General features: G+C 39.9%; 13 protein-coding genes. 9 read left to right on the plus strand and 4 right to left on the minus strand.

All coding sequences use genetic code 11. From position 1 onward, the window contains the following. Positions 1 to 60: 60 nt before the first annotated feature. From ACO05G_RS12790 to ACO05G_RS12810, 5 genes are all read left to right on the plus strand, one after another. The gene (locus ACO05G_RS12790; protein WP_421763136.1) at positions 61 to 477 is read left to right on the plus strand and encodes a DUF3995 domain-containing protein; all 417 of its coding nucleotides are present in this window, start codon (positions 61 to 63) and stop codon (positions 475 to 477) included. 86 nt (positions 478 to 563) lie between these two features. Beyond that, positions 564 to 1,664, plus strand: a complete 1,101-nt coding sequence (locus ACO05G_RS12795) for an MFS transporter (RefSeq protein WP_421763137.1) — start codon at positions 564 to 566, stop codon at positions 1,662 to 1,664. Positions 1,665 to 1,811: 147 nt separating this feature from the next. Continuing rightward, on the plus strand, positions 1,812 to 2,648 hold the full coding sequence (locus ACO05G_RS12800; RefSeq protein WP_421763138.1) for a hypothetical protein: 837 nt from the start codon (positions 1,812 to 1,814) through the stop codon (positions 2,646 to 2,648). Further along, positions 2,648 to 3,676: a sensor histidine kinase gene (locus tag ACO05G_RS12805; RefSeq protein ID WP_421763139.1), complete on the plus strand. Its 1,029-nt coding sequence runs from the start codon at positions 2,648 to 2,650 to the stop codon at positions 3,674 to 3,676. Before ACO05G_RS12800 ends, ACO05G_RS12805 begins: the two co-directional genes overlap by 1 nt. Further along, the gene (locus ACO05G_RS12810; protein ID WP_421763140.1) at positions 3,673 to 4,344 is read left to right on the plus strand and encodes a LytR/AlgR family response regulator transcription factor; all 672 of its coding nucleotides are present in this window, start codon (positions 3,673 to 3,675) and stop codon (positions 4,342 to 4,344) included. The genes ACO05G_RS12805 and ACO05G_RS12810 overlap by 4 nt, the downstream gene beginning before the upstream one ends. Here ACO05G_RS12810 and ACO05G_RS12815 read toward each other — a convergent pair whose 3' ends face one another. Together ACO05G_RS12815 and ACO05G_RS12820 are read right to left on the minus strand one after the other, a co-directional pair. Then, the gene (locus tag ACO05G_RS12815; RefSeq protein ID WP_421763141.1) at positions 4,345 to 6,531 is read right to left on the minus strand and encodes a peptidoglycan DD-metalloendopeptidase family protein; all 2,187 of its coding nucleotides are present in this window, start codon (positions 6,529 to 6,531) and stop codon (positions 4,345 to 4,347) included. Further along, entirely contained in the window at positions 6,528 to 6,902 is a 375-nt protein-coding gene (locus tag ACO05G_RS12820; RefSeq protein WP_421763142.1) for a BlaI/MecI/CopY family transcriptional regulator, read from the minus strand. The genes ACO05G_RS12815 and ACO05G_RS12820 overlap by 4 nt, the downstream gene beginning before the upstream one ends. Before the next feature lie 118 nt (positions 6,903 to 7,020). Between ACO05G_RS12820 and ACO05G_RS12825 the strand changes: the two genes are divergently transcribed. The 4 genes from ACO05G_RS12825 (at position 7,021) to ACO05G_RS12840 (ending at position 10,354) form a co-directional block, all read left to right on the plus strand. After that, on the plus strand, positions 7,021 to 7,854 hold the full coding sequence (locus tag ACO05G_RS12825; protein ID WP_421763143.1) for an alpha/beta fold hydrolase: 834 nt from the start codon (positions 7,021 to 7,023) through the stop codon (positions 7,852 to 7,854). Further along, complete coding sequence (locus ACO05G_RS12830) at positions 7,851 to 8,345, plus strand: RNA polymerase sigma factor (protein ID WP_421763144.1); 495 nt, start codon at positions 7,851 to 7,853, stop codon at positions 8,343 to 8,345. The genes ACO05G_RS12825 and ACO05G_RS12830 overlap by 4 nt, the downstream gene beginning before the upstream one ends. Further along, positions 8,338 to 8,934 (plus strand): hypothetical protein, encoded by a 597-nt coding sequence (locus ACO05G_RS12835; RefSeq protein WP_421763145.1) that lies wholly within the window; start codon positions 8,338 to 8,340, stop codon positions 8,932 to 8,934. The genes ACO05G_RS12830 and ACO05G_RS12835 overlap by 8 nt, the downstream gene beginning before the upstream one ends. Positions 8,935 to 9,037: 103 nt before the next feature. Next, a complete protein-coding gene (locus ACO05G_RS12840) occupies positions 9,038 to 10,354 on the plus strand; it encodes an NAD(P)/FAD-dependent oxidoreductase (protein WP_421763146.1) in 1,317 nt (438 codons plus the stop codon). A gap of 60 nt (positions 10,355 to 10,414) precedes the next feature. On the opposite strand, the gene eno is transcribed toward ACO05G_RS12840, so the two are convergent. Together eno and carA are read right to left on the minus strand one after the other, a co-directional pair. Beyond that, positions 10,415 to 11,695 (minus strand): phosphopyruvate hydratase, encoded by a 1,281-nt coding sequence (eno, locus tag ACO05G_RS12845; protein WP_421763147.1) that lies wholly within the window; start codon positions 11,693 to 11,695, stop codon positions 10,415 to 10,417. Further along, positions 11,695 to 12,798 (minus strand): glutamine-hydrolyzing carbamoyl-phosphate synthase small subunit, encoded by a 1,104-nt coding sequence (gene carA, locus ACO05G_RS12850; protein WP_421763148.1) that lies wholly within the window; start codon positions 12,796 to 12,798, stop codon positions 11,695 to 11,697. Before carA ends, eno begins: the two co-directional genes overlap by 1 nt. Positions 12,799 to 12,869 lie beyond the last annotated feature (71 nt).

Genomic DNA, 12,869 nt, shown 5'->3' on the forward strand with positions numbered 1-12,869 from the left:
TCCATCAGGATTAAAGATCAGTAAGAGAGAACGACTATTTTTAAACCAAATTTTTGTGCCATGATCGCAACCATAATTCTCGTAAGCACATTTCTAGTGCTATCTCTGATACACTTTAGCTGGGCTCTTGGAAGTCGCAAGTGGCATGACGAAGCTATTCCAAAAACTGAAGCTGGAGATTGGGTGATTAAACCTGGCAAAAAAGATAGCCTTATAGTCGGGTTAGGTTTGTTGTTCTTTGGGATTTTTTATCTGATTAAAGTGGAAATAATCGATTTCCAGTTACCTGAGTGGGCCATAAATATTGCTAGCTGGCTAATACCATCCATTTTTCTCTTTCGAGCTATCGGCGACTTTAAGTATGTTGGATTCTTTAAAAAAATAACGACAACACAGTTTGCTAAGAAAGATTCTCAGATTTATTCTCCCCTTTGTTTAGCGATATCCATAATAGGTTTCATCATCGAATTATTCTAAATTCAACAATTGTGGAATTACATGAAAAACCAATCGAGCTCAATTCTTCGTATGTACATACATCTATATAACCAAGAGCAAACTTTATGACAAATAATAACACAAAAACTCTCAAATGGAGAGAAGTATATAGCCTGGCGGCTTTAAATGCAGCAGTTGTCATCAGTTGGATTGCATATCATGAATATCAACCCGTTCTGATGGAAAACCTGGGAATAACCCACCTAGTTGATTTTCTGATTATAGCGAAAGCAATCATACTGGTCACTATACCACCTCTTGCAGGTTGGTTAGCCGATCGTATTATGAAAAAAGATGGAAAGTACATGATCATCTTTTCGGTGGGAATTGGTGCAACAGCCATGATTTTCATGGTGGTGGCAACCTTAGTTGGTACATCACATATCATGGATGTAAGTGGGATTATTCCTTTCATGATCGTGATCTGGCTTATCTGTATGAATTTATTTATCAGCCCGGCTAATTCAATGATTGAGGCATTTGCACCTGCCAAGCAGCTTCCTATAGTTGTAGGTGTGCTTTTTCTTGTAACAGAACTACTTTATGCACTAGAGCCGGTTGTCGTATCATTGGTCACATTTTTTGGAGATACATTAACATTCGTGGTTGGCGGTATTTTAATAGGCGGTTCTGGCTATATATTTCATCGGGTTTCACGTGATGAGGTGCTTCAACGAAAGACAGACTTAATGAAAAATGATCGGGTAAAAAGTCAATCAGTGGTTTCCTACCTGGCAATCTTGACCATTGGTTTATTATTAGGGGTAGGAAAAGCTTTTCTTATTGAATTCCTACCAGAATATTTCGCTGAAAGATTTGCCTCATTTGCAGTAAGTGGAAGTATTATTTCATTTAGCATATTGGGTATCTGTGCGATTGGGGGATTCCTAATCAGTAAAAAAATTGCAGAACTCGACCTAAGGAAAGTGATCATGAGCAGCTTTGTCGTTTTGCTCATAGGAGTTGTTACGCTTATCCTTTCCGGAAATGTATATCTCAGTTTAGCCTCTGCCCTTACCATTGGTGCCGCATTTACCATTATGAATATTGGTGGACTTCCGTATGCGATCCAAAACCTCTCGGTAAGACACGTTACCTATGGAGTAGGGATATACATAGGAGCCTCTGAGGTGATTACTGGTCTCTTCGAATACCTGTATCGATAGAGAAGACTAAAACTTTTTTAAAAGCTCTCTTTTTCTAAAGAGGGCTTTTTTTATGGTTCACCCCGAAATTTTGTGTGTTCACAGATAATATTTTTGTCTACTTTGTTAGTGGATCACTTTTGAGTCATTATCAAAATCAATACAACTATGAAAAAGAGATCAATCATTATTTTAAGCATAATAGCCATAATGCTAAACTCATGTGTCTATTCCCTTTTCCCCATTTATACAGAGGATACGCTGATATTTAAAAAGGAATTACTCGGGAAATGGGATCTTGGTGATGATTCATATATGGTGTTTGAATCAAAAAATGAAGAAGAAAAAGATGCTGCAGATGAAGAATACAAATATTCAATAGAAATCAAAGAAGGGTTTACAATGAGCTCAGATGAACCAATTTCCATGGTAATAAATGGAGATACCATTTATGATGAGCATATTATCAGGGAGGAAATGCTTCAAAGAATGTCAAAGGAGGAAGAAGACAAAGATTCCAACGAAACTCAGTTTGCAGAAAAATTAATTGAAAAAGCATCTGCAACTGTGAAAAAGCAAGACATTGAATATAAAGGCAGCATTAGTGTTTACGAAGAAAAAAGCTATCGCATGACCGTTATTGACACAAAAAAGGGCACTGAAACATCTTATTCTGCTCACTTAGTAGATATCGGTGGTGATATCTTTATGGACCTTTATCCTATTACTGAATATGATTCGGAAAACTTTTTTGACAACTATTTCCCAGTGCATACTTTTTATAAAGTCAAGATTTCAAAGGATGAATTCACGATGATTCATTTTGACCTGGATAAGCTGAATGATTTATTTGAAAGCAACCTAATTCGATTGCGCCACGAAAATGTGGAGGGCACAATTTTGATTACTGCTCAACCAAAGGAATTGCAAAAGTTTTTTGACAAGTATGCAGACGATGAATCCGTATTTGATCATACTGAATCTTACAAAAGAGCTGCTCTGTGATGAGAAAGATCAAAGAGATTCTATCAAAGAAATGGTTACAGCACCTCATATTCTGGGTGCTGTCACTATATACCATCGGAAGCTACTTCTCCATTTCCGGGATAATCAAGATAATCGACTTCATATACGCTGGTTTCTTCCACATCCCGTTGATGATATTGGTGTATATCAATATCAGGTATTTGGTGCCCAAATTCCTACAAAAAGAGCAATACTTTCCATTCCTGCTACTTGGTATATTCAATTTAGGATTGGCTTATTTCATACATGAGTTGCTATTTGAAATCATTATTCCTGCCCTCCCTCAGGCGCTTTCTACCGCTTTTTACATTGTTTCGTTCACAGACATGTCCGTCCTCATCACCATCTTTGGCATATATTGGGTGTTGACGACCTTACTGAAACTGTCCAAATCCTGGTATCGTCTTCAGCAAATAGAAAGAGAAAAGCTATCGCTGGAGTTGAATTCACTTAAAATGCAGATCAATCCACATTTTCTATTCAATAGCTTGAATAGCATGTATTCCCTGGCGCGTAAGAAAAGCGACAAAACACCTGACGCCATTCTTCGGCTTTCTAATCTGATGAGGTACATGATTTATGAAGTGTCCGAAGACGTGCCTCTTTCCAAAGAGGTAGATTCCATCAATGATTACCTCGACCTACAAAAACTTAGAATCAGCGAAAGTGAAAACATCACCTTCGAAACCGAAGGAGATCTGGAAAACAGAATAATTGCTCCACTGTTGTTTTTCCCACTTATCGAAAACAGTTTTAAGCATGGCTTTAAGGGGAGCAAGGAGGAGAATTACGTTAAAATAAGCTTAACCAACACCTCTGAAAAATTAGATTTCTATATTATCAACAACAAGGGAAAAGTTGGTCACTCCGAGTCGGATAAGTATGGAGGTATTGGACTCGAAAATGTAAAGCAACGCCTGCATCTAATCTATGGAGAAAATGCACATTTAGAAATAAACGAGACCTCTGAGCAATTCGAAGTAAAAATTAAAATTGACTGGAAATGATTAAGTGCTTAATTATTGATGATGAGCCACTCGCACGGGAAGTGCTGGAATCGTACGTTGCAGACCTTCCCTCTCTCCAATTGGTGTGTAGCTGCTCTGATGCACTAGAGGCGCTGGAATGGATCAATAAAAAGCCAATTGATTTGTTATTTCTGGACATTAATATGCCGAAACTTTCCGGCATCAATTTCTTTAAATCTCTATCCAAAAAACCAAAGGTGATTTTCACGACCGCCTATGCGGACCATGCGGTTGAGGGTTTTGAGCTTGAAGCTGTGGATTATCTCCTGAAGCCATTTTCATTTGAGAGATTTGTCAAAGCTGTAAATAAGGTGCAATTGGAATCTCCTGATACTCCGCATGGAGAATTCATCATGCTAAAGGCAGATAAAAAAATGCACAAAGTAAGCCATGATCAAATCCAATATTTTGAGTCTATTGGCGATTATGTAAAGGCCCATCTGATAGATAAGACGCTCATTATCAGCGAAACATTGAGGAAGCTTGAAGACTTACTCCCCGCTTCATTTCTAAGGGTTCATAAGTCCTTTATTATATCCATTGACAGGCTGGAATATGTCGAAGGAAATCAAATAAAACTTGGAGAAACAAAAATCCCGATAGGACAATCCTATCGGGATCAAGTAAATAAAATCTTAAGAAAGTAATTAAAGCGATTTATTCTTCGATTTTGACTTATTTTTCTCTTTATTCTTAGACTTATCTTTTTTCTTATCCTTGGTAAAGATTTCGATTACCCCATCCTTTCCTTTTTCTCCATATTGCTTCCTGGCACTCTCTCCTTTCAGTACGTTGATGCTTTTTATGTCGTCAGGAGATAAATTTTCAATATTCTTTACAACTTCCCCATCAAGCACGAATAACGGATTCTGACCTGCGTTTCCTCCATCTAATGTTATGCGAGTGCCATTTTCATCTTGCTTCCCATCCTGGAATCGGAGTTTCTCCATGCGAATCTTCTCTTCGATCTGTCTTTTTTCTTCTGCCTCCTGTTGTAGTTGATAAGCTCTCTTTTCCTCTTCTGTGGTGCGTCTTAGCGCCTCGTTCGCTCTAATTATTTCAGTTTGAGCCATTTGTGCCGCCTCTTTTGCCAGATACTTGAGTCTAACCTGCTCGGTTTCCTTTACTGCCATCTCCCTTGCTTCTGTTGCTTTCATCAAGAGCTCATCTTCAATCCTTTGAGCCTCGGCAATGGATCCCTTCTTTACTTGACTTTTTTGCTTTTCAGATAAACCAGGATTCGCCATTGCCTGCTGTAATTCCATCTCCTTTAATTCAAGCTTTCGATTTCGTTCTATCTCTATTCCCTCAAGCCTCATTTTTAGTTTTCGTTCAATGATGTTTAACTCAGCAGTCATCATTTGCTGACCCTCAAATTTCTCCTTTTTCTCTGCTTTACCATCATCTACCTTGATTTCTCTGATTACCGGTTTAGGTTTAAAGTCCGTTATGTAATCCATTGGATCTACTCGCTTATCTCCTTTTTGTATTTCATAATGGAGGTGCGGCGCTGTAGAAGAACCACTATTCCCAGATAGTGCAATCAAATCACCCTTCTTCACCTGATCGCCCTGCTTTATCTTAAATGAAGAAAGCTGTGCATATCTGGTTTTGAACCCATTTCCGTGATTGATTACAACCAGCTTTCCATATCCATCTGTCCTCGCTTCTACCTTTTCTACTACACCGTCAGCGGTAGCGATTATTTCGGAACCCTCTCTACAAGCGAAATCTGTTCCTAGGTGCATCTTCCGAACTTTATATATCGGATGCATTCTCATTCCAAAACCCGAAGACAACCTCACCTGATCTTTGCTTCTGACCGGCATTATAGAGGGTTCACTCGAATCCTGATCTGTTTTTTTATTTACAGAAAAGTCTAAATTTGGTATGCTAAGTGTATTTACTGGCCCTAGCATATCAGCTATTTCTGTTCCTACTTCCTCAATTGAAGTACTGTGTTCTTTTCCGGAGAAAGCAAAAATTATAGAAAAGAGTACGGGCAGAGCAAGCAAATAGAGCCACCCTGACATTTTTTGTTTTTTGTTCATCATTACAATCCTTTTTTTAATCATTGAAAAATTGAAATGACTCACCAAACCTGAATATTGGGCTGACTGAAGTTGAGAAAATAAAATTTCCTGGTATCCAACCGGATCTTTAAATCGATTGAGTACCACCTCATCAGCCTGGAATTCATGGATTTCAATGAGCGCATTTCGATACAAGTAAATGAAGGGATTGAACCAAAACAGCGAAACAACAAAATCCATTAACAGGCGATCTATCGAATGATATCGCCTAACATGTTCACACTCGTGCGCCAATATCTGCTCAAATGCATCTGTGCCAAAAAGTGATTTCGGCATAAACACATTAGAGAAAAAACTAAACGGACGATCCTGTGATATTTTAAAAAGTTTAAACCAAGGCTTCTTGACATACTCAGAATGCCTTTTTAATCGCGAGAGAACAGCCAAATAGAAAATAGACCGCACTAATAAGATCATGGCGATACCCAAATAAAACCAGGGTATCAAAAACCAATACGAATTTGCAGCATCTTTTTGGACAGGAATTAACTCAAATTCTTCGATTCCGGCTGTTGGTTCAGACAACCACGTGATAACTGAACCCTCATCATCTATTGGATGGACTGTTTCAGGAACGGATATTTCTATGAAAGGAATAAAAAAAGCAGCAAACAGGGCCAGAATCAAATACCCACGATTAAATGTATGCTGACCTGTATTTCTTAATACCAGTCGGTAGAACAGGTACAATAAGCCATGGATGGCAATGACTTTCAGCAGATAAACAACCACTTCATTCATGATTTTCGTTGGGCTATTTGTTCATCAATGAGTTTCCGTATTTCCCTTAACTCCTCTACAGAAAGGTCTTTCTGTGAGGTGAAAAAGGAAGCAAATTTCTTTGTAGAATTATCAAAAAAACTACTCATCAAGCCATTCATAGACTGCTGAGTATACTTCTCTTTCGATATGATGGGATAGTACTCTCGTGCCTTTCCGTGTGTATTAAAACCAATGAACCCTTTTTTAACGAGCACATTTACCACCGTAGATATGGTCGTATATGCAGGAGCAGGATCCGGATATTGCTCCACAATGTCTTTAAGGTATGCTTTTTCTAGTAACCAGAGGTAATGCATTAGCTGCTCCTCTGCTTTGGTCAATTCCTTCATGACACAATACTATAACTATAATTATAATTATACAACTATTTTTATAGTTATAGGAAATATTTTTTTTCATGGGTGTAACAATTCAAATGGGCCTGCATCTAAGGGTCAAAAAAAGAATATGAAAAAAATATTATTAACACTTACAATTATTTCCGCATCCATGGCCACCATCGCGGGACCAGCAATTAAAGTTGAAAAATCAGGTAATGGAGATCCCATTCTATTCCTCCCTGGATTTACGAATCCGGGCTCAGTATGGGAGGAGACCATAAAAAATTTAGACGGTACATTCGAAAATCATGTCATCTCATATGCCGGTTTTAATGGCATTGAAGCGATTGAGATGCCATGGTATAAAACGATTAAAGATGAATTAATCGACTATATCATTAAAGAAGATCTCAAAAACCTAAATATTATTGGTCATAGCATGGGCGGTACACTTGGTGCCGATATAGCCGCTGCACTACCGGACCGAGTCCAGCGATTGATTGTTGTGGATGGGTTGCCGTGCATGCGTGAGGTTATGATGCCCGGAGTGTCTGCCGATCAGTTGCAATATGAAAGTCCATACAACGACCAGATGCTAGCCATGACTGATGAAGCTTTCAAGCAAAATGCCAGCATGATGGCCAAATACATGACTTTTAGAGAAGATAAAGTGGAGACGCTGACCCAGTGGATCCTGGATGCGGATAGAAAAACGTATGTGTATGGTTATACAGATCTTCTAAAACTGGATATTCAGGAATCCATTGCAACCATAACTGCAAATACCTTGGTGATTGCAGCATCCTTTCCAGATGCCCAAACGGTTAAAACAACAATGGAAAAGCAGTTCGATCGGGTACCTAACAAAGAGATTCTGATTGCCGAAAACAGCAGACACTTCATCATGTTCGATAAAGAGGAGTGGTTTTATGAAAAAGTGAATAGTTTTCTTGCTAAATGAGCACAACCATTCAACTAAGCTTTCAATCAATCTTTGATCAGTATCAACCCATGGTCGCTCAAATGTGTCTGGGGTTTGTGAGCGGAGACCAGGATGTAGCCAGCGACCTGACACAAGAGGTCTTTATCAACACCTGGAATGCGATGGGGAAATTTGAGGGCAGGTCATCGTACAAAACATGGATTTATCGGATTACCATAAATACCTGCCTTCAATACCATCGCAAGAAAAAACGAGACACCCATGTGTCAATCGGCTCGCTTGAAAGTGATGTAGCGGATAGTAATAATACGACTGATGAAGAAAGAAGCAGCGAATTGTATCACGCAATCAATCAGCTGGGAAAGGTGGACCGTTTGATCATCATGATGGTTTTGGATGAACTTGAATATGAGGAGATCGCAGAGGTGATGGGTATTTCAGAATCTAACCTTCGTGTAAAAATCCACCGAATAAAAAAGAGACTTAAAAATTTAATGAATTATGACTGACGAATTTGACAAATTGAAAAACCAGTGGGTGGATGCCAAATCCACTGCCCAAAAAAGTGATATTAAGATCGATGAGGTTATCAAAAGAGCAAAGCAGAACAAAAAAAGCGTGCTTTACGCACACTATGGAAACATGCTAATCCTGACTTTGACGCTCATTATGATTTCCGCATTCTTTTTCTACGTCACATCTTTTCAGAACCTGATTAGCAAAATTGGAGTAGCGCTTATGATTGGTGGGCTGGCACTCCGAATAGTCATTGAATTGATAAGTTCATTCAGGTCAAGACAAATTGATTTGACCGAACATGCAATTAGTAGTGTGAACAGCTCATTGCAGTTCTATCAGTTCAGGAGAAAAATTCACGGACCGGTTACTGTCTCTATCGTTAGTCTCTATACCCTTGGATTCTACATGCTCACTCCGGAGTTCAGCGTATACATTGATTTATTTTGGATGATCATTATGGATGTAGGGTACGTGATTGGTGCCATCATATTAATTACTGTAATTAGGAAGGGGATCAAAAAAGAGATGCAGGATTTGGCTGAAATCGTACAGCTAAAGGATGAACTTGTTTCTTCATAAACCAGAAATGCCTCCCTTGAATTCCACATCTTACGTTATGACGCAATGGATTATTTGTTTATATGCGATTTACACTTTTACTTCCTGTCAGACAAGACAAGAAATGAATCCTACTATTGTCATTGGAGGCGGACTGATGGGCAGTGCCACGGCATGGCAGCTAGCTCAGCAAGGGGAATCAGTGATTTTGCTTGAGCAGCAAGACACCATCTATACCTCAGGGTCCAGCCATGGTGAGTCCCGTATTTCAAGAAGTCTGGGACCCCAAGATGACATCTTTGCGTACCTGCAGATCCAAGGAATAAAGGAAACGCAACAGCTAATTGATTTTCTGAATGAGCATGAGCTCGAGACCCATTCCATGGAAGATATTTACCGAACGAGTCCGGTTACCTACATCTTCTACCCTCAGACATCAGAGGAGATTGCGGTATTGAACCTTGACAAGCCCGATACACTAGCTCATCCGTCAGGCGATAGTCTTGCATTTGCACCGGATTCAGAGACCGCCCGAACAAAATTTGGATTACACCTTCCTGATTTGTTACAAACCATCCGTGAGTATCGAAAATACTCAGGAACGATGAATCCTCGTGCATTAATTCAAAAGCTACATAGAGCCATTACCTACTCTGGCAATGAAGTTCAATACAATCAAAAAGTAAAACAGCTGAAACGAATTGACGAGGGATATCACCTAACAATTCTTGACACTAAAAACCAAACGGAAAAGGTCATAGAAGCTCCAAAGATTGTAGTGGCAGCAGGTCCATATAGTGGACAGTTGTTGAATGAGATCTGTCCTGTCATCAATCAGTTAATCACACCCAGTCGATTGTTTCTTACTTTTCTCAAGATCAAACCTGCTATTTATAAACGCTGGAGTGAAGAGCAAAAGAATAAGCTTCGCGATGGATTTCCGATCATCAAACTGAATGATGAACTATTTTATTCCATGATCGAACAATTAGATTCGGATGGCATTCCAATTCTAAAGGTTGGTGGCCATTTTAAACGAACGCCAATCGAAAACCTCAATGAGGTATGGAAAGTCCCAGTTTCTGAAGAAGAGGTGGAATGGAGCAAAAAAGAGCTCATCGAATACCTTAAGATGAGTGAGCTGGAGGTGGAAATAACTGACCTTGAACTACATAAAGGGTACTCGTGTGTCTATTCACTCACCCAATCAGAAGTGCCGTATGTAGCAAACGTGCCTTTAGCAACTGGTGAATTTGACCAAAATGCGGTTTTAGTCGGCGGCATGTCGGGTGTTGGGGCCAAGGGAACCATGACATACGGCCTGATTGCGGCTAATCTTTTATTGAGAAAAGAAAGACGTGACGATCGCATGTATAAATTGACTGAAAAAGCACTGGGTAACGAGCGTCTGAAAAGTGATCTGGAAGACCTTGACAGGTGACCAAATTCATTTTGAAACAAAAAAGCCTCCGGATGGAGGCTTTAATTGATTCGTCTTCTATTATTTATTACTTGGATAGATGGATACATCACCAAGCTCTTCTTCTATTCTAAGCAACTGATTATACTTCGCCATACGATCAGAGCGTGACATTGATCCCGTCTTGATCTGACCCGCATTTGTTGCTACTGCAATGTCTGCAATCGTCGCATCCTCGGTCTCACCTGATCTATGTGAAACCACAGCAGTCCATCCTGCTTTATGTGCCATCTCAATAGCATCAAGTGTCTCCGTAAGAGTCCCAATCTGATTTACTTTAATCAAGATGGAGTTTGCAGCATTTTCTTTAATTGCTTTCTCGAGGAACTTCACGTTGGTAACCAACAGGTCATCCCCTACCAACTGACATTTGTCTCCAATCTTTGCAGTCACCATTTTCCATCCTTCCCAGTCATTTTCATCACAGCCATCCTCAATACTATCGATCGGATATTTACTTACTAATTCCGCCAGGTATTCGGCTTGTTCAGCGCTTGTTCTTTTAGCACCATTTGGCCCTTCAAATTTGCTGTAATCATACACACCATCAGAAAAGAACTCTGATGAAGCACAATCCAAAGCGATAGTAACGTCAGAACCAGGTTTGTATCCTGCCTTTTTAATAGCAGCCAACACACTTTCTAGTGCTTCTTCAGTTCCTCCTTCAAAATTTGGTGCGAAACCACCTTCATCTCCTACCGCAGTACTCAATCCTTTATCATGGATAATCGCTTTCAGGTTATGGAATATTTCCGCTCCCATTCTTAATGCTTCCGTAAAAGTTGGTGCTCCGACAGGTCGGATCATAAATTCCTGGAATGCTATCGGAGCATCAGAGTGAGATCCTCCATTGATGATATTCATCATTGGTACCGGAAGCGTTTTTACGTTAACTCCTCCAATATATCTGTACAGTGGAAGCTGACATGCGTCTGCTCCTGCATGAGCTACCGCAAGTGACACACCTAAAATAGCATTAGCACCAAGCTTTGATTTGTTTGGCGTCCCATCCAGTTCAATCATTAACTGATCGATGTATGCCTGCTCTACCACCAATAGCCCTTCAATCTCCGGGGCGATGATTTCATTCACATTATCTACCGCCTTCTGCACTCCTTTGCCCATGTATCGAGACTTATCTCCATCTCTCAATTCCACGGCCTCATGTTCGCCAGTTGAGGCTCCAGACGGTACTGCAGCTCTTCCGATGTAACCATCTTCAGTAATTACCTCTACTTCAACAGTTGGATTCCCTCGGGAGTCCATGATTTGTCGAGCAAAAACACTCTCGATAACACTCATTACTTATTTTCTTTTATTAGTTGGATAAAATCGTCGAATAAATAGGTAGAATCATTGGGTCCCGGGGATGATTCCGGATGATACTGTACAGCAAATGCCGGCTTATTTTTAAGTCGCAGACCCTCAACGGTATCATGGTTAAGGTCAATATGCGTCAGTTCTGCAAAATCAGATTTACTTAACGCCTCCATTTCAACTGCAAAACCGTGATTCTGCGAAGTGATTTCACTTAACCCCGTTCTTAAATTTTTTACCGGATGATTCAGTCCTCTGTGCCCGTGATGCATTTTGTAGGTTGGAATACCCACTGCTTTAGCTAGTATCTGGCTTCCCATGCATATTCCAAAAACAGGCTTATTCTTTTCAATTACTTCTGCTACAGTAGTAGATGCATAATCCATTACTGCAGGGTCACCGGGTCCATTTGATATGAAGTATCCATCAGGGTTCCACTTTTCCATTTCTTCAAAAGTGGTTTCCGCAGGGAATACCTTACAATGACAATCACGATCGGTTAAGTTCTTAAGTATTGACCTCTTAATTCCTAAGTCAAGTATGGCCACTCGGAAACCTTTATTTGATTCCCCCAGCTCATAGGCTTTCTTGGTTGTAACCTTGGTAGACAACTCCAACGATTCCATACTCGGAATCTTATCAAGCTCTGCCTGCAAAGCCTCTCCCTCAAGTTCAGAGGAGATAATGGCGTTCATCGCTCCTTTTGTGCGGATGTGACGTACGATCTTTCGTGTGTCTACACCACCAATGCCAACCGTATTATTACGCTCCAGGAATTCCTGTAAGCTTTCTGTGGCTTTAGTTCTGCTATAGATTTTAGAGAAATCGTTTACTACCAATCCTTTTATGGTTGGTTTATCACTCTCCACTTCTGAGTTTAACGCACCATAATTACCAATATGTGAGGTGGTATTTACGATGATCTGACCAAAATAAGACGGATCCGTATAGATTTCCTGGTATCCGGTCATTCCGGTATTGAAGCAGATTTCTCCGCCTGAAGTACCTTCTTTGCCAATGGAGTGTCCAGTAAAAGTGGTGCCGTCCTGAAGTAAAAGTGTTGCTTTTTTACGGGTAGGGTATTTCATACTGGGGAGCAAAAATAGTTATGGATTGGGCAATAAAAAAGCCATTCACTAAATGGTGAATGGCTTTTATT

The organism is Ekhidna sp. (assembly GCF_965227465.1).
In the GTDB taxonomy this organism is placed as follows: domain Bacteria; phylum Bacteroidota; class Bacteroidia; order Cytophagales; family Cyclobacteriaceae; genus Ekhidna.

Excerpts from the sequence above, each read along its gene's own strand:
- ACO05G_RS12790 (WP_421763136.1), top strand. The coding sequence starts at position 61 with ATGATCGCAACCATAATTCTCGTAAGCACATTTCTAGTGCTATCTCTG.
- ACO05G_RS12795 (WP_421763137.1), top strand. The coding sequence starts at position 564 with ATGACAAATAATAACACAAAAACTCTCAAATGGAGAGAAGTATATAGC.
- ACO05G_RS12800 (WP_421763138.1), top strand. The coding sequence starts at position 1,812 with ATGAAAAAGAGATCAATCATTATTTTAAGCATAATAGCCATAATGCTA.
- ACO05G_RS12805 (WP_421763139.1), top strand. The coding sequence starts at position 2,648 with ATGAGAAAGATCAAAGAGATTCTATCAAAGAAATGGTTACAGCACCTC.
- ACO05G_RS12810 (WP_421763140.1), top strand. The coding sequence starts at position 3,673 with ATGATTAAGTGCTTAATTATTGATGATGAGCCACTCGCACGGGAAGTG.
- ACO05G_RS12815 (WP_421763141.1), bottom strand. The coding sequence starts at position 6,531 with ATGAATGAAGTGGTTGTTTATCTGCTGAAAGTCATTGCCATCCATGGC.
- ACO05G_RS12820 (WP_421763142.1), bottom strand. The coding sequence starts at position 6,902 with ATGAAGGAATTGACCAAAGCAGAGGAGCAGCTAATGCATTACCTCTGG.
- ACO05G_RS12825 (WP_421763143.1), top strand. The coding sequence starts at position 7,021 with ATGAAAAAAATATTATTAACACTTACAATTATTTCCGCATCCATGGCC.
- ACO05G_RS12830 (WP_421763144.1), top strand. The coding sequence starts at position 7,851 with ATGAGCACAACCATTCAACTAAGCTTTCAATCAATCTTTGATCAGTAT.
- ACO05G_RS12835 (WP_421763145.1), top strand. The coding sequence starts at position 8,338 with ATGACTGACGAATTTGACAAATTGAAAAACCAGTGGGTGGATGCCAAA.
- ACO05G_RS12840 (WP_421763146.1), top strand. The coding sequence starts at position 9,038 with ATGAATCCTACTATTGTCATTGGAGGCGGACTGATGGGCAGTGCCACG.
- eno (WP_421763147.1), bottom strand. The coding sequence starts at position 11,695 with ATGAGTGTTATCGAGAGTGTTTTTGCTCGACAAATCATGGACTCCCGA.
- carA (WP_421763148.1), bottom strand. The coding sequence starts at position 12,798 with ATGAAATACCCTACCCGTAAAAAAGCAACACTTTTACTTCAGGACGGC.